Origin of the sequence: Methylocystis sp., assembly GCF_021731785.1 — a bacterium.
Classification (GTDB): domain Bacteria; phylum Pseudomonadota; class Alphaproteobacteria; order Rhizobiales; family Beijerinckiaceae; genus Methylocystis.
The window spans coordinates 1-25,979 of record NZ_JAKFWS010000047.1; the positions used below are offsets into that span (position 1 = coordinate 1).

The 25,979-nt window shown below is 62.0% G+C and carries 26 protein-coding genes and 1 pseudogene; 11 read left to right on the forward strand and 16 right to left on the reverse strand.

Going from position 1 to position 25,979, the window contains the following annotated elements; genetic code table 11:
- The 9 genes and pseudogenes from QZ964_RS09675 to QZ964_RS09715 all read right to left on the reverse strand — a co-directional run.
- Positions 1-305: helix-turn-helix domain-containing protein (locus QZ964_RS09675; protein WP_292531264.1), on the reverse strand; the 305-nt coding region annotated here is incomplete at its 3' end.
- Between the two features lie 70 nt (positions 306-375).
- Entirely contained in the window at positions 376-1,569 is a 1,194-nt protein-coding gene (locus QZ964_RS09680; RefSeq protein ID WP_292531266.1) for a porin, read from the reverse strand.
- Positions 1,570-1,802: 233 nt separating this feature from the next.
- Positions 1,803-2,318: an NADH-quinone oxidoreductase subunit B family protein gene (locus tag QZ964_RS09685; protein ID WP_292531268.1), complete on the reverse strand. Its 516-nt coding sequence runs from the start codon at positions 2,316-2,318 to the stop codon at positions 1,803-1,805.
- A 10-nt stretch (positions 2,319-2,328) separates the two neighbouring features.
- On the reverse strand, positions 2,329-3,846 hold the full coding sequence (locus QZ964_RS09690; protein ID WP_292531270.1) for an NADH-quinone oxidoreductase subunit C: 1,518 nt from the start codon (positions 3,844-3,846) through the stop codon (positions 2,329-2,331).
- Between the two features lie 17 nt (positions 3,847-3,863).
- Positions 3,864-5,312, reverse strand: coding sequence for a hydrogenase 4 subunit F (locus QZ964_RS09695; protein WP_292531272.1), 1,449 nt, complete (start codon positions 5,310-5,312; stop codon positions 3,864-3,866).
- The gene (locus QZ964_RS09700) at positions 5,309-5,971 is read right to left on the reverse strand and encodes a hydrogenase-4 component E (protein ID WP_292531274.1); all 663 of its coding nucleotides are present in this window, start codon (positions 5,969-5,971) and stop codon (positions 5,309-5,311) included. Before QZ964_RS09700 ends, QZ964_RS09695 begins: the two co-directional genes overlap by 4 nt.
- A complete protein-coding gene (locus QZ964_RS09705) occupies positions 5,971-6,924 on the reverse strand; it encodes an NADH-quinone oxidoreductase subunit H (protein ID WP_292531276.1) in 954 nt (317 codons plus the stop codon). Before QZ964_RS09705 ends, QZ964_RS09700 begins: the two co-directional genes overlap by 1 nt.
- Positions 6,921-8,935 (reverse strand): annotated as a pseudogene (gene hyfB / locus QZ964_RS09710) (hydrogenase 4 subunit B). The gene QZ964_RS09705 and the pseudogene hyfB overlap by 4 nt, the downstream one beginning before the upstream one ends.
- A 46-nt stretch (positions 8,936-8,981) precedes the next feature.
- On the reverse strand, positions 8,982-10,811 hold the full coding sequence (locus QZ964_RS09715; protein ID WP_292531278.1) for a SulP family inorganic anion transporter: 1,830 nt from the start codon (positions 10,809-10,811) through the stop codon (positions 8,982-8,984).
- A 278-nt stretch (positions 10,812-11,089) separates the two neighbouring features.
- Between QZ964_RS09715 and QZ964_RS09720 the strand changes: the two genes are divergently transcribed.
- Together QZ964_RS09720 and QZ964_RS09725 are read left to right on the forward strand one after the other, a co-directional pair.
- Positions 11,090-11,809, forward strand: coding sequence for a response regulator transcription factor (locus tag QZ964_RS09720; RefSeq protein WP_292531280.1), 720 nt, complete (start codon positions 11,090-11,092; stop codon positions 11,807-11,809).
- Positions 11,806-13,245: an ATP-binding protein gene (locus QZ964_RS09725; protein ID WP_292531282.1), complete on the forward strand. Its 1,440-nt coding sequence runs from the start codon at positions 11,806-11,808 to the stop codon at positions 13,243-13,245. Before QZ964_RS09720 ends, QZ964_RS09725 begins: the two co-directional genes overlap by 4 nt.
- Positions 13,246-13,248: 3 nt before the next feature.
- Here QZ964_RS09725 and QZ964_RS09730 read toward each other — a convergent pair whose 3' ends face one another.
- Entirely contained in the window at positions 13,249-13,665 is a 417-nt protein-coding gene (locus QZ964_RS09730) for an Lrp/AsnC family transcriptional regulator (protein ID WP_292531284.1), read from the reverse strand.
- A gap of 252 nt (positions 13,666-13,917) precedes the next feature.
- On the opposite strand from QZ964_RS09730, the gene QZ964_RS09735 reads away from it, so the two are divergent.
- Positions 13,918-14,838, forward strand: a complete 921-nt coding sequence (locus QZ964_RS09735; RefSeq protein WP_292531286.1) for a dimethylarginine dimethylaminohydrolase family protein — start codon at positions 13,918-13,920, stop codon at positions 14,836-14,838.
- Here the strand turns inward: QZ964_RS09735 and QZ964_RS09740 are convergent.
- Both QZ964_RS09740 and QZ964_RS09745 read right to left on the reverse strand, forming a co-directional pair.
- Positions 14,822-15,379, reverse strand: coding sequence for a peroxiredoxin (locus QZ964_RS09740; protein WP_292531288.1), 558 nt, complete (start codon positions 15,377-15,379; stop codon positions 14,822-14,824). The two genes, QZ964_RS09735 and QZ964_RS09740, sit on opposite strands and share 17 nt — an antisense overlap.
- Before the next feature lie 29 nt (positions 15,380-15,408).
- Entirely contained in the window at positions 15,409-15,714 is a 306-nt protein-coding gene (locus QZ964_RS09745) for an antibiotic biosynthesis monooxygenase (RefSeq protein WP_292531290.1), read from the reverse strand.
- 629 nt (positions 15,715-16,343) lie between these two features.
- Here QZ964_RS09745 and QZ964_RS09750 point away from each other — a divergent pair.
- On the forward strand, positions 16,344-16,625 hold the full coding sequence (locus QZ964_RS09750) for a hypothetical protein (RefSeq protein ID WP_292531312.1): 282 nt from the start codon (positions 16,344-16,346) through the stop codon (positions 16,623-16,625).
- Between the two features lie 19 nt (positions 16,626-16,644).
- The gene (locus QZ964_RS09755; RefSeq protein WP_292531292.1) at positions 16,645-17,322 is read left to right on the forward strand and encodes an SOS response-associated peptidase; all 678 of its coding nucleotides are present in this window, start codon (positions 16,645-16,647) and stop codon (positions 17,320-17,322) included.
- A gap of 18 nt (positions 17,323-17,340) precedes the next feature.
- Here QZ964_RS09755 and QZ964_RS09760 read toward each other — a convergent pair whose 3' ends face one another.
- From QZ964_RS09760 to QZ964_RS09770, 3 genes are read right to left on the reverse strand one after another with little or no spacing between them, the layout of a single operon-like run.
- Positions 17,341-18,183, reverse strand: coding sequence for a GNAT family N-acetyltransferase (locus QZ964_RS09760; protein WP_292531294.1), 843 nt, complete (start codon positions 18,181-18,183; stop codon positions 17,341-17,343).
- Between the two features lie 46 nt (positions 18,184-18,229).
- Positions 18,230-19,747, reverse strand: coding sequence for a ribose-phosphate diphosphokinase (gene prs, locus QZ964_RS09765; RefSeq protein WP_292531296.1), 1,518 nt, complete (start codon positions 19,745-19,747; stop codon positions 18,230-18,232).
- Positions 19,748-19,802: 55 nt separating this feature from the next.
- Positions 19,803-20,450 carry an alpha/beta family hydrolase gene (locus QZ964_RS09770; RefSeq protein ID WP_292531298.1) on the reverse strand — a complete coding sequence of 216 codons (648 nt, stop codon included), beginning with the start codon at positions 20,448-20,450 and terminating at the stop codon, positions 19,803-19,805.
- A gap of 402 nt (positions 20,451-20,852) precedes the next feature.
- On the opposite strand from QZ964_RS09770, the gene QZ964_RS09775 reads away from it, so the two are divergent.
- The 6 genes from QZ964_RS09775 to QZ964_RS09800 all read left to right on the forward strand — a co-directional run bounded on the left by QZ964_RS09775 (position 20,853) and on the right by QZ964_RS09800 (position 25,678).
- Positions 20,853-21,350, forward strand: a complete 498-nt coding sequence (locus QZ964_RS09775) for a cold shock domain-containing protein (RefSeq protein ID WP_292531300.1) — start codon at positions 20,853-20,855, stop codon at positions 21,348-21,350.
- 10 nt (positions 21,351-21,360) lie between these two features.
- Positions 21,361-21,804, forward strand: coding sequence for an archease (locus tag QZ964_RS09780; protein ID WP_292531302.1), 444 nt, complete (start codon positions 21,361-21,363; stop codon positions 21,802-21,804).
- A 16-nt stretch (positions 21,805-21,820) separates the two neighbouring features.
- On the forward strand, positions 21,821-23,251 hold the full coding sequence (locus QZ964_RS09785; RefSeq protein ID WP_292531304.1) for an RtcB family protein: 1,431 nt from the start codon (positions 21,821-21,823) through the stop codon (positions 23,249-23,251).
- Positions 23,252-23,298: 47 nt separating this feature from the next.
- On the forward strand, positions 23,299-24,318 hold the full coding sequence (locus tag QZ964_RS09790) for a hypothetical protein (RefSeq protein WP_292531306.1): 1,020 nt from the start codon (positions 23,299-23,301) through the stop codon (positions 24,316-24,318).
- Positions 24,319-24,337: 19 nt separating this feature from the next.
- Complete coding sequence (locus QZ964_RS09795) at positions 24,338-24,994, forward strand: phosphoribosyltransferase (RefSeq protein ID WP_292531308.1); 657 nt, start codon at positions 24,338-24,340, stop codon at positions 24,992-24,994.
- Between the two features lie 159 nt (positions 24,995-25,153).
- A complete protein-coding gene (locus QZ964_RS09800) occupies positions 25,154-25,678 on the forward strand; it encodes a L,D-transpeptidase (protein ID WP_292531314.1) in 525 nt (174 codons plus the stop codon).
- Here QZ964_RS09800 and yidD read toward each other — a convergent pair.
- Complete coding sequence (gene yidD, locus QZ964_RS09805) at positions 25,675-25,977, reverse strand: membrane protein insertion efficiency factor YidD (RefSeq protein ID WP_292531310.1); 303 nt, start codon at positions 25,975-25,977, stop codon at positions 25,675-25,677. The two genes, QZ964_RS09800 and yidD, sit on opposite strands and share 4 nt — an antisense overlap.
- Between the last annotated feature and the right edge of the window lie 2 nt (positions 25,978-25,979).

Below are 25,979 nucleotides of genomic sequence, written 5' to 3' on the forward strand. Positions count from 1 at the left end.
GTCGGACCGTCCTCGATCATGCGCATGAGCGCGGCGCGATGTTCGTTCTTCAAGAGCGACGGTTGACCCGGCGCCTTGCGGTCAACGAGGCCACTCTCGCCATGCGCATTGAAGCGCAAAACCCAGTCGCGAACGACCTGGAGCGTCACGCCGCCAATCTTCGCCGCCTCGCCGCGCGGCGCGCCGTCGTAAATTGCGGCGAGCGCCAGGAGCCTGCGTGCCTGAGGCCCATCTTTCGCGCGCTTCGCAATCGCCCGAAGCGCATCCGCGTCAAAGTCTTCCCGCAGTCCAATCGCAGCCGCCATGGCGAACCCCCTGGAGTTCGCCAACTAGAATCAGACGAAAGCCGATTCGTGAAGACCCAATGAGTCTGCTTCAATGGGGATCGGTATGAGCCAGATATTCCGCCTGCAGCGAAAGCGGTCCATGGGCGGCGGAAAGTTCGACGCCGAAGGATTCAACATTGTTGACGCAATGCGCTGCGGCGGCCGCCGTCCATCCCGGGAGGATGACGGAGCCGCAAGAAAGATCCGGCGTGCCAAGCAGCCCCTGATTAAGAATATAGGCTTCCGAGCGAATGCGGTTGCCGATCCGCAACACGCGATCGTCGGACAATCCCGTGGCGCTGTTCGGTTGGTGATAGCGGCCGGAAACGCCGACATGCAGGAGATCATGCTGGGTCATGATCGGCGCATAGGTTAATCGGCCGGTAAGTTCGAAATACTGGCCGCCGCCGGTCGGAAACCATCCGGCTTTCGCCGGAATCCCGATCAAGGGCGGCGCGCCGACGACGGGGTTCGTGTTCAAATCTTCAAAGCTCGTCGTGAAGACGCCGCCCTTGGCGGTCCAGTTGTCGCCGTAGGCGCCGATTGCCGCGCCGAGGTGGCGGCTTGGCGCGATGGCTTCGACCGCCATCGCGCGTTCGATGAAGTCGCGGAAGCGCGAAGAGGCCGTGAATTCGAGACTAAAGGGCTCGAAATAACTGCCGATATGGATAAACGCCGGCTCTTTCGTGAAAGGCAGCGCGAGAATTGGATGCTGCAAGCCAAGATAGAAGTCGCGAATGCCGCCTTGCACGGGCGCGTTGAACGGCGTGCCGTACTGCGAGCCCGCGAAGTCATATTGCAGCTTATAGAACCAGTAATTTGCCGCCTTGCCCTCGATCTCCAGACGCACCTGGCGGACGCCGGCCTGATTTGACCAGCCGTTGAGCGGCTGCGTCGCGCCGCCGCCGTCGAACTGCATGCGCCCGCCAATTTTGAAGTTGTAGGCCTTGTCTTCGCTCTCGACGAACAGGCCGTTCTTGAACGAGACGAAAACCGGCGGCATGAGCGACGTAGAAGCTCGCGCCGCCTCGGCATTCGCGGCGCTGCTCTGTGCGGCATGAGCAGCCTGGTGAGCGTCTGCTTTGGCTTGTCGCGCCTCGCGCCGCAATTTTGCGATCTCCGCCTCCAGCGCGCGTAGCCTTGATTCGATGACGTCGCTTGACGCCGCATGCGCCGCAGTAGCCGAAACAATTGCGACAAGGGCGCCTATCGCGACGTCATTCTTCCAGCGGTATAAGTTCATGACTAGCCTCTGCTCGCGTCTCGATTCGCAACGAATAGCGTCGCGCCTGACGCCGCGGATCGCTTGCGAAGCGCTCAGCGCTGCTTCGTTCTAGCCAAGTTTTTTTTTGCGGGGGTTTTGCCTGAACTTATCCGATGGCGCGCAAATATTGCTCGCGCATTTCTCAAAAGCGATCGTCGCCATGTTGCGGACAGTGCGACGTCGTAATTTGCAAACGTCGCGGTGGAGTCATCTCAGCTCATAGTTTCGACGAAAGCGATCAGCCCTTTGAGCAGCGTCGTCGGATCGGGCGGGCAGCCGCGAATATGGAGATCCACCGGAACGACTTTCGCAACGGCGCCAATACACGCGTAGCTCTCGCAAAAGACGCCGCCGTCAAACGCGCAATCGCCGACGGCGATCACCCATTTAGGATCGGGCGTCGCCGCATAGGTGCGTTCAAGCGCTTCACGCATGTTTTTTGTCACTGGCCCTGTGACGAGCAAGACGTCGGCGTGACGCGGCGACGCTACGAAACGCAAGCCAAATCTCTCAACATCGTAATACGCGTTGTTGAGCGCGTGAATTTCGAGTTCGCAGCCGTTGCAGGAGCCCGCGTCGACTTCCCGGATTGAAAGGCTGCGCCCGAGTTTCTGTCGCGCTGTGCGCTCGAGCGTATAGCCGAGTTCGGCCATCGACGTCGCATCCGGAGTGGGCGCCTGTTCGGTCAGAGCGCTTCGGAGCAGGCCCTGAAGCAGGAATTTTTGCATCGCGCTGGTCCTAGAGATCGTGCCCCGAGTAGGAACAGTTGAAAGATTTGTTGCAAAGCGGGAAGTCGGCGACGATGTTGTCCTTGATCGCCGCTTCGAGCAGCGGCCACTGGAACCATGACGGATCGCGCAAATGACAGCGCTGCACGACGCCGTCTGCACGGATGCGAAGCCAGACAAAAACATCGCCGCGGAATCCTTCGACGAGCGCCGCGCCTTCGCGCGTCCAGTCTTCGGGCAGCGCCCAGGCGCCGATGACCGGACCTCCCGGCGCTTCGTCGAGAATTTGTCTGACGATTTTGAGCGAAGCTTTGATCTCGTCGAAGCGCACCCAGACGCGCGCGTCGACGTCGCCCTCCTTTGAGGCGCCGATCTCAAACGCAAACTGCGGATAGGGGGCGTAACCGATCGCCTTGCGCGCGTCGAACGCCCGGCCGGACGCGCGCCCGATATAGCCGCCGCAGGCATATTGCTTGACGAGGGCTTCGCTGATGACGCCTGTTCCGACGGTCCGATCCTGCAGCGATGTCGTGTCGCCGAAGAGTGCGATCAGTCGCGGCGTCATCAGCTCGATCCAGTCGACCAGCGCGTAAAGCGCCGCAGCGTTGTCCTGCCTCAAGTTGACGACGGTTCCGCCCGGCGCGATGCGATCCATCATCAGGCGGTGTCCGAAGCAACTTGCCGCTTCTCTCAAGATGCGTTCGCGCACGAGGCCGCGTTGCGCGTGCATCAATGCAAAGGCCGCGTCGTTGCAGATCGCGCCGATGTCGCCGAAATGATTGGCAAGCCGTTCGAGTTCAGCCATCAAGGCGCGCAGATATGTGGCGCGCGGCGGGACAGCGACGTCGAAGGCCGCCTCGACGGCCTGCGCGAAGGCGAGGCTGTAGGCGACCGTGCTGTCACCGGAAACACGCGCGGCGATCTGCGCAGCGCGCTCGATCGAGGCGCCCCCCATCAATCGGTCGACGCCCTTGTGCACGAAGCCGAGCCGCTCCTCGAGGCGCACGACGGTTTCGCCATTGGCTGAGAAGCGGAAATGACCCGGCTCGATGATGCCGGCGTGGACGGGCCCGACCGGTATCAAGTGGAGCGGCTCGCCCTCGGTGGTCAGAAACGTGTATGGGTCGCAGACGGTATTGATCTCATGGCGTGCGCCACAGGGCTGACGGACGCCCCAGCGGCCATGATCGAGCCAGGCGCGATGGTCGGGCGTGCCTTCGGGTTTTAAGCCGTAAAGATCGTGGATCGCGCGCTCGAGCCGCAATGCCGGAGGATGGAGCCGCCCGACTGATGGAAAGGAGTCTTCAGGGCACTCGAACGTGACGATGCGCAGGCGCGGCTCGCGTGGTTCGAGAACTGCCATATGCACGCATGAGGTTTCCCCCCATAGGCTCAAGAGTTCGCGCTCGCCCTTTGCGAGGCTCTCAGCCAAAGCAAGCCAGCTGGCCTTATCGACAATCTCGCGCGGCCAGGGTAGGCAACTCGGCGGCGACGATTGGGTCGCTGTTTGTTTGCTCGCGAAGTTCATTTCTTCATCCTTCGTGCTCAACCCAAGAGTCGCGCGACGTTCTGGAACCAGGTCACGAGGTGAGACGGCAGATAGACGCCTGCAAGCAGCACAAGCGAGAGATGCGCGTAGAGCGGCAACATCGAAGCTTTCACCTCGCCTACATCAGGGGTCGGCGCGCCAAACGCCATTCCCGTCGTCCGCAACAGCAAGGCGCCAAAGGCGAGAAGGAGGCCGAAAACAAGTGGAATAGCGAGGAGCGGCTGACGCGCGAAGGTCGAACTCACGGCGAGAAATTCGCTCATGAAGATGCCGAGCGGCGGCAGGCCAATGATCGCCACGACGCCCGCGACGAGACTCCAGCCAAGCGCCGGCTGGCTCTGCGTCAATCCTCTGATGTCGGCTATCCTCTGGGTGCCCTTGGCCTGCGCAATGTGGCCGACGGAGAAAAAGATCGCGGACTTCGTCAGGCTGTGCATGGTCATGTGCAGCAGGCCGGCGAAATTGGCGAGCGGGCCGCCCATGCCGAAGGCGAAGGCGATGATGCCCATGTGCTCGATCGAGGAATAGGCGAACAGCCGCTTGATGTCGCCGCGGCGGTAGAGCATGAAAGCCGCCATGATGAGCGACGCCAGGCCGAGCGCAATCATCAGCGGTCCCGGCGTGATCGCCGCGGCGTTGGCGGTCAGCAGCATCTTGAACCGCAGCACCGCATAGAGCGCGACGTTGAGCAGTAGGCCGGACAGGACCGCCGAAATCGGCGTCGGCCCTTCCGCATGCGCATCGGGAAGCCAGGCGTGCATGGGCGCCAACCCAACCTTCGTGCCGTAGCCGAGCATCAGGAATACGAAAGCTACATTGAGCATCCGCGGATTGAACTGCGGCGCTTGTGACATCAGCGTTTTCCAGACCATCGCGTCGTAACCCTGGCCCAGCACCGGCTCAGCAGCCATGTAAATGAGGATTGTGCCGAAGAGCGCCAGCGCGATGCCGACGCTGCCGAGGATGAAATATTTCCAGGCGGCCTCGAGCGCATGCGGCGTGCGGTAGATGCCGACCATCAACACGGTGGTCAGGGTTGCGACTTCGACCGCGACCCACATCAGGCCGATGTTGCTTGCGAGAAGTGCCAGATTCATCGCGCACATCAGCGATTGATACATCGCGTGATAGAAGCGCACGTTCGTCGAGGTCAGCCGGCCGGTTTCGATTTCATGGTCGATATAGCTCGCGCTGTAGACGCTCGTGGTGAAGCCGATGAAGGTCGAAAGCACGACGAAGACGATGTTGAGATCGTCGACGAAGAGATAGCCGCCGTTCTCCGGCTCGACGATCAGCAGAACAAGCGCGAAAAGGAAGGTCGCGCCGCTCGCGCAGACATTGATGACCGCTGAGCGCCGGTATGCCGGCTCGACGGCGAGGGCGACGGCCGCGATGGCGGGAATGGCGACAAGGGCATTCGAGACCATGAAAAGATCGGCGCTCATGAACGTCCTCCGCGCACGCGATCGAGTTCGAATAGATCGACGTTGTCGAATCGCTCGCGGATACGAAACAGGAAGATGCCGATCACAATGAAGGCGATGAGGATTGAGAAGGCGACGCTGATCTCGACCACGAGCGGCATGCCGTTGGCGCCCGCCGCCGCGAGAACCAGGCCGTTTTCTAGCGACATGAAGCCGATGATCTGACTGACGGCGTTGCGTCGCGTCACCATCATCAGCAGTCCGAGCAGCACGATCGCCAGCGCGAAAGCGATATCTTCCCGCGCCAGCGGGTCGGCGGCGGCCGTCGCCGGCAGCATGACGACGAGCGACAGCGCCACCAGAAATATGCCGATGAGCATGGTTATGCCGACGCCGCCGACGACTTCGACGGTTCGATGCACGCCCAAACGCTCGATGATGCGGCGCAGGCTGTAGGGAATGATCAGCGCTTTGAAAATCGCCGCAATGCCGGCGGTGACATAGAGGTGCGGCGCGTCCTGATAATAGGCCTGCCAGGCGACCGACAAGGAGAGAATGACGGCGTGGAGGGTGTAGATGTTGATTAGTCCGGACAGCCGGTCCTGATAGAGCAGCATGAAGCTCGTTAAGACGAGCGCGCCCGCGAGCATATGGGCGATGTCGATTGTCAGCAATTCCATCAAAGGCTCCGTGTCACAAAAACGAGCAGGGTCGCGAGGAGGCCGAGCATCAGCCCCGCGCCGAGAAAGTCCGGGACGCGGAAGACGCGCATCTTCGCCCTCGATGTCTCAAACAGCGCAAGCAGGCCTTCGCCGATCGCAAGCTTCAGCACGTAAGCGCCCAGACCGATGGCCATCGCCTGCAAGCCTGCATCATGCCGTGCGAGCCCGACCGGGAAGAAGACGCAGGCGATGAGAGAGATGTAGAGAAGCAGCTTGAGCGCTGAAGCGAGTTCAATGAGCGCGAGATAGCGCCCCGAATATTCGAGAACCATCGCTTCATGCACCATCGTCAGCTCGAGATGCGTCGCCGGATTGTCGACGGGGACGCGTCCGTTTTCTGCGATGGCGACGATCAGCAGAGCGACGAGCGCCATGCCGACCGAGGCGCGCAATTCCAAATTTCCGGCCATATAGGCGGCGATTTCCGAAAGCTGCGTGGTTCCGGCGACGAAGGAGACGGTGAAGACGATCATAATTGTCGCCGGCTCCGCCAGCGAGCCGAACATCGCCTCGCGACTCGAGCCGATGCCGCCGAAGCTCGTTCCAATGTCCATGCCGGCGAGGGCGAGGAAAAAGCGTGCGCTGCCGAGCAGGGCGATGATGGCGATGAGATCGGCCGCCCAGCTGAACATCAGTCCCGTGGCGAAAGTCGGCACCAGCGACGCCGCGACCCAGGTCATGGCGAAAATCAGATAGGGTGCCGAGCGATACAGCCATGACGCGTTCTCGGCGAGGACGACCTCCTTGCGCAGCAGCCGAATGATGTCGCGCCAGGGTTGGATGATCGGCGGTCCTTTGCGGTGCAAGAGACGGGCCTTCAGCTTTCTCACGAAGCCGATGAGCAGTGGGGCAAGCGCGAGCGCCAAAAGCATTTGGGCGCCCTGCGCGACGAGGTCGAAGAGAAAATTCATATCGCCACCAGGACCAGCAGGAAGACGAGGGCGCCGAATACGAGCGCCAGATACTCCTGGATCGTCAGAAGACTGAGGATGTTCAAACCGGAGGCGCATGTCTCGACCGCCCGCGTGAGCGGCGCGTAAAGATAGTCGAAGATTCGATCCTTGATCTCGATGCTCAGTCGCGCCGGCCGCATATCGCCCGGCGCCGGCATGTCGAGCCGCTCCTTCACCGAAAAGGCGATGACGCCAAGCGTGCGCCGGATCGGCTGCGCGAAGCTGCTGCCCGTGTATTGCGTCATCGGGCTGGTTTCGATGTAGCCGCAGTCCCAGGCCGGCGCGCGCCGCGACCGCGCCGAGCCGAATTTGTGGATGATCCATCTCGCCGAATATGCGGAGAACAGAATGAAGACGAAGACCAGAAGACCGTTGTAGGAGCTGCGGCTTTCGGCGACCGGCGCGATCGAGAGCCAGGAGAGTTCGGCCTGCGTCGGCATTCGGCCGCCGACAAAGTCTTTCGCCGCCGGCGAAATCGTGTCGATGACGAGGCTTGGCAACAGGCCGGCCATGAGGCACATCGTCAGCAAAACCGCCATCGTCCCGAGAGACCAACGATCGGGGTCTGTCGCGGTCCGCGCGGCTTCGCTGCGCGGCCGTCCGAGGAAAGCGACGCCATAAGCGCGGATGTAACAGCCTGCGCCAAGCGTCGCGCTAAGCGCCAGCGCGACGCCGACAGCAGGAACGAGAAGCTTCACCGTCCATTGCGGCAGCGACGGGCTGAGCAGGATCGCTTGAAACACCAGCCATTCCGAGACGAAGCCGTTCAGCGGCGGAAGGGCGGAGATGGCGACGCAGCCGCCGAGAAACAGAAACGCCGTCTTCGGCATGGAATGAATGAGGCCGCCGAGGCGCTCGATGCTTCTTTCGCCGCTCCCGTTCAAAACGGCGCCGGCGCTGAAAACAGGAGGCTCTTAAACAGCGAATGATTGAACACGTGAAACAGCGCCGCGGTGAAGGCGAGCGCGGCCGGCAGCGCCATGCCGTTGGCCTTGAACGCCAGGGCCAGTCCCAGCGCGATGAAGATGATGCCGATATTTTCGATGGTGCTGTAGGCGAGAAGCTTTTTCAGGTCGCTCTGTATGGTCGCGAAGAGGACGCCGATGAGCGCGCTCGCCGCGCCAAAGATCATCGGCTCGACCGACCACCAGAAGGATGGCGGTCCGAGCAAATCGAATACGACGCGAATGAAGCCGTAGACCGCGACCTTAGTCATGACGCCGCTCATCAGCGCCGAGACATGGCTTGGCGCCGCGGGATGCGCGAGCGGCAGCCAGATATGCAGGGGTGCCAGTCCGGCTTTGGAGCCCATGCCGACGAGCGCCAGCGCCAGAACGAGGCCGGTTTTCCAGCCCTCTTTCGTCGACTCGCGAATCGCGGCGAAGTCGTAGGCGCCTCCGACCCCGCCGAGAACGCCGAACGCCATCAGCAGCGCGAAGCCGCCGAAACTCGCCATCAACAGATAGACGAAGCCCGCGCGTCTGTTTTCCGCGTCATGGTGATGCGTCAGCACGAGCGCCCATGACGCGAGCGACATGAACTCCCAGGCGACGAGAAAGCTGAAGGCGTCGTCGGCGAGCACGACCATGTTCATGCCGGCGAGAAACGCCGGATAGAACGGCAGAACGCGCATGGGCTCTTTCTCATGCGCGCCATAACCGATCGCGTAAGCGCTCGCGGCGGCGCCGCCGAGATTGACGACGGCGAGAAAGAAGGCGCTGAGGACGTCGATCCCGAGATGCATGCCGATCCACGGCAGGCCGAGCGGCAGGGTCGCCGAAAGCACATTGGCGCCTCTCGGCATGACCGCTGCGAGGAAGAGAATGCCGCACAGAGCAATGCAGCTACGATAGACATTGCGGCTGATGTCGGGATTGCGCCTGTCGATGATGGCGTAAACGCTGACGGCGAGCAGCGCGCTGACGCAGGTCAACGCGAGGTAGAGAGCGGCATGCTTATTACCTTCCAGTCGACGTGGCCCTCGTCGGGCGCGCTCGTCCGCCAGGCTCGGGAATTCAGGCGGCGCGCTTGCGAGGCGCGAGCGGATGCTGGGATGTCGCGATGTGCTGCTCGAGCCCGACAATCTCTGCGCGCCCGCCATTCGATTCATAGTCCTCGCAGAAGTGATGGAGGTTCTCCATCACCGTATGATCGACGCACCAGGACTCTGAGAGATCAAAGATGACGGTCTTGCCCTTCGGGAGCTTCGCGAGGTCTCCCTTGAGCGCGAGGTAGTTGGCGAAAAAGGCGGCGCCGCCGATGTTGACATGGTAAACGCCCGGCTCGCTCTCCACGATGTTGCGACGCAGCTTGAACGCCTGTTTCCAGTTCACGCTGCGCCACAGGTGGAACAGAAACTCGGCGATGATGCCGATCGCGACGCCGATCAAGAGATCGGTCGCCAGCACGCCAATGATGGTGATCACGAAAACGGCGAGCTGATCCCAGCCAATCGCCAGCGTCTTCTTGAATTCGAGCGGAGACGCAAGACGGTAGCCGGTGAACACCAGCAGCGCCGCAAGTGAGGCGAGCGGAATCTCGTGAATGACCCTCGGGAACAGTGCGACGAAGATCAGCAGAAACAGCCCATGGAAGAAGTTCGCCCATCCTGTGCGGGCGCCATTATTGACGTTGGCGGAACTGCGGACGATTTCCGCGATCATCGGCAACCCGCCAATCAGACCGCAGACGATGTTACCGATGCCGACCGCCGCGACGTCGCGGTCGAGATCGGACGTGCGCTTGCAGGGATCGAGCTTATCGACCGCCGCCGCGCTCAGCAGACTCTCCAGGCTCCCGACGAGACAGATCGCGAAGACCTGCTGCCAGAAGACGCCCGCGCCGATCAACGAGAAATCTGGGAAGGCGAATCCCGAAAGAAAGTTCTGCGGGATGGAGACCAGAAATTTCGGCCCGATCGTAAATTCGTGATGCGGCAGGAACAGATAATCCGGCAGGAAGAGATAGATATGTTCGTCGTCGAGGTCGAAATATTGCGCGAGCGCCATGCCCACGATCACGACGATGATCGGCGCCGGGATCATCTTCAGGCGACGGTTCTTGACGAGCGACCAGGCGATCAGGATGAGAAGTCCAAGACCGCCAATGATCGCGACCTCCGGATTCATGTCCCGAAGGCTTGCCGGAATCGCGCCGATCGTCGCGAACAGCGACTGCGCGTCGGGCTTGACGCCAAGCATGACGTGTATCTGCTTGGCCATGATGATGATGCCGATCGCCGCCAGCATGCCGTGAACGGCCGATGACGGGAAGAAGGCGCTCATCTTGCCGGCCTTCATCAGGCCCATCAGCGTCTGAATGACGCTGGCGCATACGATCGCCGCCAAGGTGTAGTGGTACCCGGCCTTGGCGTCGCCGCCGCCGAGCGCCTGCACTGAATCGAGAATGACCACGATCAGGCCCGCGGCAGGACCCATGATGGTGACGAAGGAGCCGTTGATCCGCGAAACGAAGAGGCCGCCGACGATAGCGGTGATAATGCCCGCCTGCGGCGGAAATCCCGACGCCATCGAAATGCCAAGACACAGCGGCAAGGCGATGAGAAAGACGAGGAAACCGGACAGGATGTCAGCACGCCAATTTTCGGCCAATCCTGCGAGCCCGGTTTTCGGCACGAAGCGAGTCGACGCCGCCTTCGTGATATTTGCTTGACGCTCGACATATTCGGGGTGACTCAGAACGTCTGCGGGGAACAGGCGGGCTGAGTCTTCGCCGCAAGCGGCGCGCCATTCGCCCTGCGCCGCGGATCCAGAACTCTGGGAGTCGGCCGCGTTGATGGCGGCTGCTCCCAGACCGTCTGGAAGAGCGTGAGCCTTGCTCTTCATGCTTCGTCCTTGCAAATCATGGGGTCAGGGCGGATGCGAGACTTGCCGCGTTTCGCAGGCGACGACGCAGGATAAGACAAAGCCTTCGCCGTGGTGTTTCTCCTTTCTTTCGCAGCGCGAAAATTGTTTCTGATTCCTTTCTGAATCAGGGCGCCAATCGGTCACGAGTCCCACAGCCGTCCAAACGCTGCGGCGACGGCCGATTTTTTGCTGGAAACTCTCCAGAAACATTGCATTGATAGTTTCCGGCAATCTCAACGAAAGCGATCGCGCGTCCTTTGGCTGCTCCCGTTTCAATCCTGATCGTCGAAGACGATGCCGAAATCGGCGAGTACGTCTCGCTTTATCTTGCAGCGCACGATATCCAGGCGAAAGTGGTCGCGAACGCTGAGGAAATGGACGCCGCTTTCAGCACGGGCGCATACGATCTTTTGATTCTCGATCTCAACCTGCCTGGCGAAGACGGTCTGTCGATTTGCCGGCGCGTGCGATCCGAGCGGCGCGTTCCGATCATTATCTTGACGGCGCAGTCGGAGGATATCGATAAGATTTTGGGGCTCGAACTAGGCGCGGACGATTACATCGTTAAGCCGTTTAATTCGCGCGAGCTCCTGGCGCGCATCCGCGCCGTTCTGAGGCGAACCGAGACGCCGTCCGCCGTCGATGGGCGCGCCGTGCGGCAAGCTTATCTTTTCTCTGGCTGGCGGGTCGACGTTCTCTCTCGAGAAGTCGTTGCGCCATGCGGAATAAGGGTCGCCATGACCGGCGCTGAATTCGATCTGCTGCATGCGCTGTGCGAAAATCCCAATCGAGTGTTGACGCGCGAACAGCTGATCAACATGACCCATGGCCCGACCTCCGGGCCATTCGAACGGAGCATTGACGTCTTGATCAGCCGGCTTCGACAGAAGATTGAATCGGACCCGAGGAAGCCAGCGTTTATCCAGACGGTGCGGTCCGAGGGATATATTTTTTCCACTCAGGTTGCCCGCGCATGAACTTAATTCGCGTTCCATGGCGTTTCCGGCCCAACAAGCTCGCCGTGCAGATCACACTGCTTATTCTCGTGTCGATCGTCGCGTTTCAAATCATCGTGATCGGCATGTTCCATGTTTTCGGGCGGCGTCACATTGTCGACCAGGGCGATTTCATCGCGAGCATCATCGTCGCTCTCGACGTCGCGCCGCTCCCCGAGAGAGACCACGTCATTTCGGCGCTTTCTCGCGCTGTTCCTTACGCGAATATCGAGATTCACGACTCGCGGCCGAAGGTGGCGGATTCGTCGGCGGGCGGCGGCGACCTCGCCTTCGACAATGAAATCCGTCATATCGATTCGATGCTGTGGGACGGCGCAGACGTTTTCAAGGTTGCGGGGTCGGCGCCAAACGATTACGGCGTCCTCGCGGTCGAATTGCATAAGGGCGGCTATGCGACGATTTCGATCGCCCAGCATCAAAAATCTCCAGGCTGGATATGGCGCTGGCTTTGGCAGCATGCGGAGGACGAGCCGTTCATCCTGACGCAGGGCGCACGAACCGCGCTGTCCTTTATCATATTCACGGCGATCTTCACTTTCTGGGCGTTGAACGCGATCATGGCGCCGCTCAGACGACTCGCAAAATATGCCGAGCAGATTCCCAACGACGTCGACACGAAAGCGCAGCTGACCGAACGCGGGCCGTATGAAGTTCGTGAATTGACTCGCTCGCTCAATCGCATGCAGGCGCGCATCAGCAAGATGATCGCCGCGAGAGCGCATGTGCTCGCGGCCGTTAGTCACGATTTGCGCACCATCATCACCCGGCTGAAGCTGAAGACGGAGTTTGTTTCCGACCAAGGCCTCCACCAGCGCATGATGCGCGACATCGATCTCATGGATACGATGCTTTTCAAGAATCTTCAGTATCTGCGCGCCGAAGGCGATGACACATCCGACTCCTCTCTCGTTGACCTCGATAGCGTTCTGCAAACGGTCGCCGACGAATTCTGCGACCTCGGCCATGAGGTCACCTACCATGGCGACGGCCACATGATGATCTTCGGATCGCTTTGCGACGTGCAGCGCATTTTCACCAATCTCGTCGAAAACGCGACGCATCACGCCAAGACAGTGGACATCTTTCTGGCGGAATGTCCCGATGGACTCCTTCAGGTCGACGTGGTCGACGATGGGCCCGGGATTTCGGCGGAGAGCAAGAAAACCGCTTTCGAGCCTTTCGTTCGCGGTCAGCCCGGACGAACGCTTGACCAGCACAGCGGTTTTGGCCTCGGACTCTCGATCGTGCGGTCGCTCGTCGAGAACCGCGGCGGGTCCGTATCGTTGCTCGATCGAGCGCCCCACGGACTGATCGCCCGGGTTCTGCTGCCGCGCGCGACCGAAGGCGATGAACAACGCGCTTCGAAAGGCGTGAAAGAGGCGCCGGCGCTGTCCTGAGACTCAGGCCGGAGCGAGCAGCAGGCTCGTCTCGCTTCTGGCGATTCCTTCGGTCGTTCTGACGCTCGAGAGCACGCGATCGAATTCGTCCAGATTGGCGCATTCGATTTCCGCGATCAGGTCGAACGGCCCGTTGGTGCTGTAGAGCGTCTGGATCTGAGGCAGGCCGCGCAATGCATGGGCCACGCGACGGGAGCTCTTGCCGGAGACCTCGACCATCATGATCGCGCGAATACGGTCGGGCGTCGCCGGATTTTTCAGGCGAACGGTAAAGCCCAGGATCACATCGGAAGCGATGAGCTTATTGAGCCTGTTTTGGACAGTGCCGCGCGCGACGCCGAGCGCCTTCGCGAGCTGAGACAAAGAGGCGCGCGCGTTGGTTCGCAGCAAAGCGATCAGTCGATGATCGAGGTCATCCATGGCTGTGAGCCTCTGTCGAATTGATCAATATGTATGACGAATTTCACAAGATTCAGGCAATACGATAGATTTTGCCCATTTTGAAAGACGGCGCCGCGCTTTAGGCTTGTTCCGTCCCGGATCGATCGGAGATGGCATGGCGATGTTTCTCACCGCGCCCGACATCGCATGCTTCGCCGGAAAAATCGGCGCGCAATGCTTTCGGCTGCAGTTCGCATGACTGACGTTCGCTCAATGCAAGAGGAGTCGCTGATGGACGCCGACGCCGACGTCGCCGTGTGTGGCGACACGCCCCGGGTCCAAACGCGAGACGCTGCGGCGTCGCCGTCAGCGGCCAAGCGCGGCGCCATCCTCATGTGCGCGCCGGACTATTTCGGCGTCGACTACATCATCAACCCATGGATGGAACATCAGGTCGGACAAGCGACGCTGCCGCGCGCCCAGGCGCAATGGGAGAATTTGCGCGGCAATCTGTCGGCGCACAGCGATATCGCCTTCGTCGCGCCGACGCCTGGCTTGCCGGACATGGTGTTTACCGCCAATGCCGGGCTTGTGATCGGCGACACGGCCGTGGTGAGCCGATTCCGCGCCAGGGAGCGGCGCCCTGAGGAGCGTCTGTTTTGCGACTGGTTCGAGGCGCAGGGCTATGCGATCGCGCCTTGGCCGGAGAATGTTCCATTTGAAGGCGCCGGCGATGCGCTGATCGACCATGCGCGCGACATCGTCTGGTGCGGCCATGGCTGGCGCTCGGGCGAAGCGGCGCCCAAACAGCTAGAAAGGATTTTTTCACGAAACACGATCGCGCTGAAGCTCGTCGATCCGCGCTTCTATCATCTCGACACATGTTTCTGTCCGCTGAGCGGCGGCTGGCTGATGTATTATCCAGCAGCCTTCGATCTCGCGTCGCTGGAAGCAATTCGAGCGATCGTCCCCGCCGACAAGCGGATCGAAGTGGGCGAGAAGGACGCGGCTTCTTTCGCCTGCAACGCCGTCGAGGCCGCCGGACGCATTTTCCTCAACGCCTGTTCGGACGATCTTCGCGCGCGCTTGATCGACGCAGGGTTCACGCCGGTCGTTACGCCGCTTTCCGAATTCATGAAGGCGGGCGGCGCGGCGAAATGCTTGACGCTGCACTTGCCCGGCGCCGCCGGTAAGGTCACGCCGCGGGGCTGAGAGTCTCGCCGCCCACCGGCCGGTTGCAGGGGCAGAGCGCGCCGGTTTGCAGCGCGTCGAGCACGCGCAGCGTATCCTCCGGCGCGCGGCCGACGTCGAGATTGGTCGCATACACATGCTGAATGACATTGTCGGGATCGACGATGAAGGTGACGCGATGTGCGACGCCCGACGGCGCGCGCACGCCAAGGCCGTCGATCAGATCTCCCTTGGGATCGGCGAACTGCCAGATCGGCAAATTCTGCAGGTCGCTGTGGTCGCGCCGCCAGGCAAGCTTGACAAATTCATTGTCGGTCGAGCCGCCGAGAACGACGGCGCCGCGCTGGGCGAAATCCTTCGACAGGCCGGCAAAGGCGGCGATTTCGGTCGGGCAAACGAAGGTGAAGTCTTTCGGATAGAAAAAAATCACTTTCCATTTTCCCGGAAAGCTCAACTCGCTCACCGTTTCGAACGCCGTCTCACCGTTTTCCTCGACTTCGTTAAATCCCGGCTTCACGCCGATGACGGCGAAGTGCGGCAGGCTGTCGCCAATTCCCAACATATGCTTCTCCCGAAGGCCCCGTCGGCGCTCTATTGCGGATTGCTTCTGGAGACGGCCGCGTCAAATTCTTCGAGCCGCGACCCGTAACGCGGGCCCGTGCTTCCGCATGGCGTCCCATAAAGTTCGGCGCGTCGCCAATCGATGAAGCGCTCTTCCGTCTCCCACATCGTGACCGAGAAATAGAGCACGTGCGGGCCGATCTCACTTCCCTTATGAAAGCGGAAGCCGATCAAGCCTGCCGCTTCTCGGAGCCGGATGCTTGTCTCTTTCCAAGCCGTTTCGAATGTCTCCTCGCAGCCCTTGACGACCCTGAACTGATTCGACGCCATGAACATCGCGCGTTCCTCTTCGCTGCTCGTTGGTCTCTCGGTCCGTCCGCTGCGCGCGATGCGACAGCGCAACCAGCGCGGCGAATTCGTCGCACCGCTTGCGCATGCATTCGTCCGGACACGACATCGCATAGTGGCTGCGTAGCGCCGCAAGTCCGTAGCCGGCGAGTTCGATTTCGTCGATCGACGTTTGCGCCAAACTCTGGCTCATCGCTTCGGCGAGGATCGAATCAATGCGTATTCTTTCGTTTGCGAGATCGCACAATAGTTCTCTCCTTCAAAAAACCGGTCGCCGCGGGCGGCGTCACAAATCAATCCCTGTCGCTTGAGGACGAGCACTCAGCTCAAGGCTGGATGTTCGACATCGAAAAGGAGTAGTCGCCGCCGCTTGCATTGCCGAAAGATTTAACAAGCAATTCGTTACGTCAATACGAGAGAGCTCTTATCGGAAATCTTTCAAAATACGTCTTTCTAAATATTCCTATTTGAAAGAGCGGCGAGGGTTACGTCCGAGCCCGTTTCGCCTTCCAGCGCAAGGCCATCGTTCTGGCGCAAATCTGGGGTCATTCGGGACGTTGAAGGCGTCGACAGCGCGCCAGCGAAGACCAGGAAACGGGATGAATGAGGAAATGAACATGCACGGCATCGCCACGGCTCGCCTAGCCAAGAAAGCTCTCTTATTCGCGACGGTCCTGGCGGCCGCCGCGCCGCTTTACGGCTGCTATACGCCGGGCGAACGCGCGCTTGGCGGTGGAATTATCGGCGGTCTCGGCGGCGCCGGAATCGGCGCGCTCGCGTCGGGCGGCCTTGCGGGGCCGATGCTCGCCTCGGCGGCGATCGGCTCTGCGGGCGGCGCACTCATTGGCGCCGCGACGGCGCCGCGCCCATATTACCGTCGGCATCGATATTACTACTGACAGAGGGACGTCTCGCCCAATGTGCGGGCGCTTTACGCAGCATTTGTCGTGGGAGGAGCTCCAGCGGCTTGCCGACCTTATCGGCCAGCCGCGCAACCTGCGGCCGCGCTACAATGTGGCGCCGACCACGACGATCGAGGTCATCAGGCCGGCGCCGGCAGGAAACGAGCTCGTCCAGATGCGCTGGGGCTTTGCGCCCTCATGGTGGAAAAAGCCTCTGCGCGAACTGCCTGCCACCTTCAATGCGCGCGCCGAAACGATCGCCGAAAAACCGATGTTTCGCTCAGCCTTCGCTGTGAGCCGCTGCATCATTCCGGCGTCGGGCTTTTACGAATGGACCGGCGCGACGGGCGCCAAGACGCCGCATTATTTTACGGCGCGCGACGGCTTTCCTTTAGCGTTTGCCGGGGTTTGCAGCGCCTGTCGCGACGTTGAAAGCAATGCGAGCATCGAGTCTGCGACGATAATCGTCGGTCCAGCGAACAGCTGGATGCGCTCCTTCCACGATCGAATGCCAATCATTCTGGACTGGCGCGACGCCAATGCATGGCTGACAGGCGACGATCCCGGCGCATGGCTTCGGCCGGCGCCCGAAGACGCTTTGCAGGAATGGATCGTGTCGCGGCGCGTCAACCGCGCGAACGACGCCAATGACGACCCGACGCTGATCGAACCAAGCGTCGCGCCAGCTTGCTGAGGATATTCGCCGCGTGCCTTACCCGAGTTCGAAGGTCGTGACTCCATAGCAATGCTCGATGAGTCCTGGCGGCATTCCGCTCGTAAACATGCGTGCGGTGTCGAACAGGGGCGTCAGCCCGCGCCGCTTCGTCAATTCGATTGCCTCGGGGTTTGCTTCGGGCGTATCGAGAAAGACAGGCGCGCCTTCGGCCCGCGCGCAGAGGCCCTGAAACAGCGCATCGGCGATCTGCGGATCGTCCGCGAACAACGGTCCGATCTTATAGCCGGTGCGGCAGGGGCGCAGCACGCCGTAGCCGGCGAGCTCCCGTCGCCGCATAAAGGCAAGCGACGCGCCGCCCGGCTGAGCAATCCAGAGCGAAAGAAATTTCGCGCGCGCTGCTGGAAAGACGGTTGCGTCGTAACGCGTGACTTCGTCAAAAGGAACCGACGCCAGCTCCGTCAGACCCGCCGGGGCTTGGCCGCCGCCGACGCATTGATGCCGTATGTTGCGATAGGCGAACTTGAACCCGTATCGCTGATAAATGTCTTGAATCTCAATCGCGGCGTCGAGGCCGACATTGCGTCCCTGCACATGCCGCAGCGCGACATTCAAGAGCCGAAGGCCGACGCCCGCGCCACGATATGGCGGGCGAACGATGAAAAGCCCGACATAGCCGAAGGTTTCATCATAGGCGACGGCGCAAACGCAGCCCAAAGCTTCGCCCGCGCGCTCCGCGATAAAGAAACCCTCGGGATCGACCGCATAGAAACTCTCGGCGTCATTGAGGCCGGGATTCCAGCCCTCGGCCGCGGCCCAATCGAGCGCGAGACCGAGCTCGGCTTTGCACATGCGGCGAACGACGACGTCTTCCATGTTCATTGAAGGCTTGTGGCGCGACCTGTCGCGTGGCGCAAACCAAGTCGCCCTATGGTCCTTCGTCAAGCAGCTGCGTGATCGAACCATTGGCGTGCAGCCTTCGGATCGCCTCCGCGACGAGACCGGCGACGCTGACCAGCGTCAAGCGATCGCCCAGCGCGGTCGCAACGGCGGGCTCCAGCGGAACGGAGTCAGTGACGATCAGCCTGTCGATCGGCGCGCTCGCGAGCACGGAGGCCGCCTTTTCGGAAAACACGCCGTGAGTCGCTGCCACCCAGACGCGCGCCGCGCCATTGGCGCGGCACGCCGCCGCCGTGCGCGCCACCGTGCCGCCGCCGGCGATCAAATCGTCGATGATGATCGCGGTGCGATCCTTGACGTCGCCGGCGAAAATGTCGCCGACGACGCGACCCTCGCTGCGATATTTGTCCATGAAAGCCTTGGCGACCGGGCGCATCAGCATGCGTTCGAGCCGCAGCCGGAACAATTCCGCGCGCTTCTCGCCGCCGAGGTCTGGAGACACGACGGCGACGGCCGAGTCGCCGACATCAGCGACGACATGGCGCGCGAAAAGCGCCTGCGCGTCGAGATGAACCGTCTCGCAACGAAACGCGTTCTGAAATGCGGCGATGTTATGCACATCGATGCAGACCAGACGATCCGTTCCAATCGCCTCGAAGAGCTGGGCGACGTAACGCGTCGTGACCGGATCGCGGGGCTTCGTGCGCCGATCCTTGCGCGAGAAGCAAAGATAAGGAGTGACGGCTGTGACGCGCTCGGCGCCGGCGTCCTTCAGCGCGCCAATGAAAAACAGAAGTTTGCACAGCTTGTCGGCGCTGCTCGCGACGTGATCGCCATGCAGGGTAAAGACGACATAGCAGTCGCGGCCACGCACATTTTCAAGCGGCCGGATCTTATATTCGCCGTCTTCGAATTCGCGATCTTCGAGCCGCGTCAGCTCAGCGCCAAGCGTTTGCGCGACCTCTTCGCCAAGCGCCGTGCTGGCGCCGAGCGCGAAAAGCGCAAGGCTGCTGTCCGCTTCGCGCGGCGTCCGCGCCGGCGCGCCATCCAGAACATGCGCCCAACTTGCGGTGAGCGTCGCGTCGATCGTGCGCCCGTCTTCGGAAAGCGGCGTCGCCAGAATCTCGACAATGGCGCGATCGCGGCCATGTTCGACGTCGGTGTATTGCGCAAGCACCGGCTGCCCGGATCGTCGCACTTCCTTGAGCAAGCGCCGCAGCCGCGCCGCGCCGCGGCGATTTGCGGCTTCGCTCAGCCTGTCGCCGATCTTGCAGGGACCAAGCAACATCGTGGCGGCCGGCGCGCCTTCGGTCAGAATGCTGTCGTCGCCCGGCACGTCGAATCGATGCACGAAGATGGTCTCAGCTGCGCCACGATCCTGCGTCGAAAAGCTGATGGCGCTTCTTCTTGGGGCCACGGCCCCGTCGCGCGCAGCCTCCCACCGCTCGTGCACGATCTGGAGTTCGGGCCGTTTCGGCTGCGGCGCGAAGTCCAGCCGGTCGAAAAGCCGCTTGAGCGGCGGCTCGGTCATCGCCATCGTCGTCATGTCGTTAAAACCTTCTATCGTCGTTCAAATTGCGCAAAGGAAGCCATCGGTTCGCCTAATCGCAAACCGCGCCAAGATATTGGGTAAACCACTCCGTCGCGCGCTCGACGACGCTCTCCAGCGTCCCTGGCTCTTCGAAGAGATGGGTGGCGCCCGGAACGATATCGAGACGGTTACGGCATCCAAGCAACTGTTGGGCGCTGCGATTGAGTTCAATGACGCCGTAATCCAGTCCGCCGACGATCAGCAATGTCGGCGCTTTAACGCGCCGCAGCGCGTCGCCCGCGAGGTCGGGCCGGCCGCCGCGCGAGACGACGGCCGCCACGCTCGGCTCGTCGGCTGCGGCCGTGAGCGCCGCCGCGGCGCCTGTGCTTGCTCCGAAAAGGCCGATCGACAGGCCGGACGCGTCGCTCTCGACGCCGGCCCAGGCGATCGCCTCGACGACGCGGGCGCCGAGCAGCGGGATGTCGAAGACATTGCGGCGGTATTCCCCTTCCTCGGCGGTCAGCAGATCATACAGCAAACAGGCAAAGCCCTGCGCGACAAGTCGTTCGGCGACATATCTGTTGCGCGGGCTAAACCGCGAGGAGCCGCTGCCATGCGCAAAAATGATAAGCCCACGCGGCTCTTGAGGCAGGAAAAGCGACCCTTCGAGCCGCTTCGGCCCTATTGCGACGCCGATCGTCCTGAAGTCGCTCGTCATGCTCGAAAACCTCGCTCGTTCTGATAGGATTCCGATTGATCCGTTCGCTTGGACCGCGTCATTGCCGTCAGGCCGAAGGCCTGACCGGGAATCCACAGTCAATCCAAGAACGCTAGCTTTGCTCTGGGATTCCCGATCGCCCGCATTGCGCGCGCCGAGAATGACATCCGAGCCATGCGAACGGATTTCGTATGACGCTTCAGCCTCGTTGAATATGCCTGGCCTGCTACATGGCGTCACTCCATGAATCTTCTATCTGGAGATGCCGCTCAGTCTTCGCCATATACATTTGAGGGGGCTCGCCTGTTCGCCTCAGCTTTAGGAGGATTTTTTCGCATGCAAACGCAGCCGAAGATCGATTTTCAAGGGGTTGAGCCTTCCTCCGACCGGCAGGAAAAAATAATGCGTCTGATAGAAAAGCTCGAAGATCGCTACGGCCGTGCGACAGCCTGTCGCGTCGTCGTCAAAGGACCTGGCGCGCATCATCGCACCGGAGGGCTCTATGAGATCAATCTGCATCTTGTTCTGCCTGACAAGCGGGAGGTTGCGATCGAGCGCACGCCCCAGCTCGACGAGCGATTCCAGGATTTCGACTTCGCGCTGAACGATGCGTTCAAACGGGCGCGGCGGCGGTTGCAGGACCAGGTGCGGCGCATGCGCGGCAAGGTCAAACATCACGAGACCGCGCCGACCGGCGTTGTAAAAAAAATGTCGAAGGAGGAGGGTTTTGGCTTCATCGAAGCGCCGGACGGCCGAGAGGTCTACTTCCACCGCAACAGCGTCGAAGGCCCGGGATTTGACGCGCTGAGCCCCGGCGCGCGGGTGCGCTACAGTGAGGAGGAGGGCCGAGAGGGCCCGCAAGCGAGCCGCGTTACCCCGCTCGGCAGCGCCGCCGCCTGACCTTCGCGCTATGTCCGCAGCGGACGATCACGGCGCGACCGGGCGCTGGGAGCATTTTCCGCATGACGCGGACATCGGGGTGCGCGCCTTTGGCGCGACGCCGGAAGAGGCTTTTGTGCAGGCCGCGCTCGCGGTGATGGCGGCGATCCTCGATCCGTCGACCGTTCGGCTCGAGCAAACGATAGACATTGTTCTCGAAGCGCCGCGTCTCGATCTATTGCTCGTCGATTGGCTGAATGCGCTCATATACGAGATGGCCGAGCGCCGAATGGTGTTTGGCGCATTCGAGGTGAAAATCGAAGATCATCATCTCAAAGGCCGCGCTCGCGGCGAGGTGGTATCGCGCTCGCGACACGCGCCTGCCGTGGAAGCGAAAGGCGCGACCTATACGGAACTCGCCTGCGTCGAGGATCGGCCTGGACTGTGGCGGGCGCAGTGCGTGATCGACGTTTAGACGCCGGAGGACTGCCATGGACCTTTCTCGTTTCGAGAAGATTTCGGACACGGCGTGGCGGGTCGCGCCATTCGGCGGGATGCGCGCGCCGGCGATCATTTACGCGAGTGAAGACCTGATGAAGGACATGGACGACAAGGTGTTCGATCAGGTGACGAATGTCGCGAAACTTCCCGGCATCGTTCGCGCCTCCTACGCCATGCCCGACGCGCATTGGGGCTATGGCTTTCCGATCGGCGGCGTCGCGGCCTTCGATGCAGACGAAGGCGGCGTGGTGTCCGCCGGCGGCGTCGGGTTCGACGTTTCCTGCGGCGTTCGGACGCATCTGACGCATTTGACGCGCGAGCAAGTCGTTTCGGTTCAGCAGGAACTCGCCGACGCGCTTTTCGAACACGTTCCGGCCGGCGTCGGTTCACAGGGCGAGATCGCCCTCGATGAGCAGGGCTTGAACGCCATGCTGCTCGGCGGCGCGCAATGGGCGATCGAGCGCGGTCTCGGGCGCGCCGCGGATCTCGCCCGGATCGAGGAGGGAGGACGCGCGTCGGGCGCCGATCCCGCCGCCGTGTCGGAACATGCGCGCAAGCGCCAGCGGCGCGAAATGGGCACGCTCGGCTCAGGCAATCATTATCTCGAGGTCCAGGAAGTCGCCGAAATTTTCGACGAGAGGACCGCCGCCGCATACGGCCTCGTCAAGGGCGAGTGCGTCGTGACGATTCATTGCGGTTCGCGCGGGCTCGGCCATCAGATCGGCACGGAATATTTGCGTGATATGGTGATCTCGGCGCAAGCCTACGGAATCGATTTGCCAGATCGTGAACTGGCCTGCGCGCCGATAAAGTCTGACCTTGGGCAGAAATATCTCGGCGCGATGCGAGCGGCGATCAACTGCGCGCTGGCCAATCGCGAGATCATCGGCCATCTGGCGCGGCAGGTCTTCGCCAGGTTTTTCGAGAATGAGGAATTGCCGCTCATGTTTGACGTTTCTCACAACACCTGCAAGGTCGAGCGTCATGCGGTCGACGGCGAAACGCGCCAGCTCTTCGTTCATCGCAAGGGGGCGACACGCGCATTCGGGCCGGGTCACGAGAGTTTGCCCGAGGCGCTGCGCCCTTACGGGCAGCCGGTGCTCATCGGCGGAAGCATGGGCGCAGGCTCTTATGTTCTGGCCGGCATGGAGACAAGCGAGCGCCAGGCGTTTGCTTCAGCCTGTCACGGAGCAGGGCGGCGCATGAGCCGGCATGCGGCGACGCGCACCTGGGGCGGACGCAAGATCGTTGACGATCTTCGCGCGCAGGGGATCATCATAAAGAGCCCTTCGCTGCGCGGGGTCGCTGAAGAGGCGCCTGGCGCCTATAAGGATGTTCGCGCGGTGGTCGATTCCGCCGAGGCTGCGGGATTGGCGAGAAAAGTCGCATTTCTCAAGCCGCTCATCTGCGTCAAGGGCTGAGAAGCGACGCGAAAATGGAATCGATCTCCGATAGCAGAACGAGCGCTATGTGCGATGCCGAGTCGCCGTCGATCGCTGAAAAGGTGCGATGTCTCAGCACGCCCGACGCCTATGCGCATGCGCCGGCGTCGGTCATCGTGCTGGAAACGCATATGTCATACGTCTTTCTCGCGGGCGACAAGGTCTATAAGCTCAAGAAGCCCGTTCGCTATCCTTTTCTCGACTTCTCGACGATCAAAGCTCGCGAAGAGAATTGCCGCGAGGAAGTGCGCCTCAATCGCCGGCTGGCGGCCGACATTTATCTCGGCGTCGTTCCGCTGACCTATAGCGCCTCGCACCGCCTGGCGCTTTGCGGCGACGGCGAAGCCGTCGACTGGCTCGTCGCGATGCGTCGCCTTCCGCGCGAAGCGATGCTCGACCGGCTGATCGCCGAAGACCGCCTGACCGGCGCGCAAATGGAAGCGCTCTGCGACACATTGGCGGAGTTCTATCGCCATGCCGAACGTTCCTCGATCAATCCAGAGGATTATGCGCAGCGTTTCTGTCGCGAGCAGGAAAAGAATCGTGACATTCTGACGCGACGCGATTTCGCGCTCGATCATGGGCGCACGCCCGTTCTGCTCGATCTTCTCGATGCGCGACTCGCGGCCAGCCGCACGCAATTGCAAGCGCGCGCGCTTGACGGCCATGTCGTCGACGGCCATGGCGATCTGCGTCCCGAGCACATCTGCCTTCGCGACCCAATCGCCATATTCGACTGTCTGGAGTTCAACGCCGAGCTTCGCCAGGTCGACCCTTTCGACGAGCTAGCCTATCTTGGCGTCGAATGCGCGCTCATCGGCGCGAAGCGGCTTGGCGCCGAACTCGTCGACAAAGTCGCGCAGCGCCTGTCATGCGAACCGCCGCGGCGCCTGGTCTTGCTTTACGCCGCCTGGCGCGCGGCGCTGCGCGCGCGGCAGTCCGTGGCGCATCTTCTCGACGACGCGCCGCGAGAACCGGCGAAATGGGAGCCGCTCGCGGCGCGCTATCTCGATCTTGCGCAAGTGGCGCTCGCCGACAGCGCATAGAAAAAGGTGAGGCGACGACATGTCCTTTTACGACCGCACCGACGCCGGACGCCGCCTCGCCGCCGAACTGCAAAAATTCAAGGGCGAGGATGTCGTCGTTTTCGCGCTGCCGCGCGGCGGCGTGCCTGTCGCCGAGCCGATCGCGACATTGCTGATCGCGCCCCTCGATCTCGTACTCGTCAGGAAAATCGGCGTGCCCTTCCAGCCGGAACTCGCAATGGGCGCGGTTGCGGACGGCGGCAATCCGGTCGTGGTGCGTAACGATGACGTGATCGCCATGGCTGATGTCAGCGAACAGGAATTTCAGCAGACGTGCGCGCGCGAACTTGAAGAGATCGAGCGTCGCCGCCGGCTTTATCTCGGAGGCCGCGTGCGGCCCGAGGCGAAAGGACATATCGCCATTGTCGTCGACGACGGCGTCGCCACCGGCGCGACGACGCGCGCGGCGTTGCGCGCCGTTCGCGCGCGCGGGCCAAAGAAGCTTGTGCTCGCCGTGCCGGTCGCGCCGCCCGACACGCTCGAGTCGCTGGCGTCGGAGGTCGACGAAATCATCTGCCTCGAGACGCCTCGCGCCTTCGGCGCGATCGGTTTCTTCTATCGGGATTTTCGTCAGATCAGCGATGACGAAGTGATCGACATCCTCGATCGATGCGCTCGGACGGCGGGCGGCGCGTAGAACGCGGCGCGCCAAACGCCGCCGACGCTGAAAGCCGGCCGCTCGCGAGGCGGCGACCCGAAATCAGCCACAATCCCCGAAAAAGCTCGGGGCGCGGCTTTCGGGAGATGCGCCATGCGCCATAAGCGCGGATCAATCGTTCTTTCGGCGCTTTTCTTGATGGCGGCGCCGGCGCAGGCTTTCGACAGCCCGATCAGCCGCGGTCCGCTCGCTGACTTCCTCAATGTTTTTCGCGAGCAGGCGATACCGCGGCAGGTCGTCTACTGGCGCCACCCCGAGTACAAGCGCGGCACGGTCGTCATCTCGACCAAGGATCGTCGGCTCTATTATGTGCTCGGCGACGGCCGCGCGATCGAATACGGCGTCGGCGTCGGCCGAATGGGCTTCACCTGGTCCGGCGAAAAAACCGTTTCGCGCAAGCGCGAGTGGCCGGATTGGAGCCCGCCGCCGCAGATGCTAAAGCGCCGGCCGGATTTGCCGCGCCACATGGCCGGCGGCATGGACAACCCGCTCGGCGCGCGCGCGCTTTATCTCGGCTCAAGCCAGTACCGCATACATGGCTCCAACGAACCTGACACGATCGGCGCCGCCGTGTCATCGGGCTGCATCCGCATGACGAACAAGGATGTCGTCGATCTCTACGGCCGGGTTAAGGTCGGGACGAAAGTCGTCGTGCTCAATTAAGGGCGACTGGAGTTTGTCTCATCCTCAGGCGCGACCGCTTCACACACCGGACGCTGGCGCCAGACGCCATAGCGCCATGGCGTCAGCGCGCTGGCGTCGGCGCGTAGCGTTTCCGGCACAGGATCGAATCCAGCGCCGCCGGCCGGCCGGCAGCGGCAGACGCGCGCCAAGCCCATCCAGCCGCCGACCCACAGGCCATGTTTGGCGATCGCCTCATCGGCGTATTCGGAGCAGGTCGGCGCATAGCGGCAGAAGCGCCCGGCGATCATCGAGAAGCTGACGCGGTAGAAAAGGATCAGCG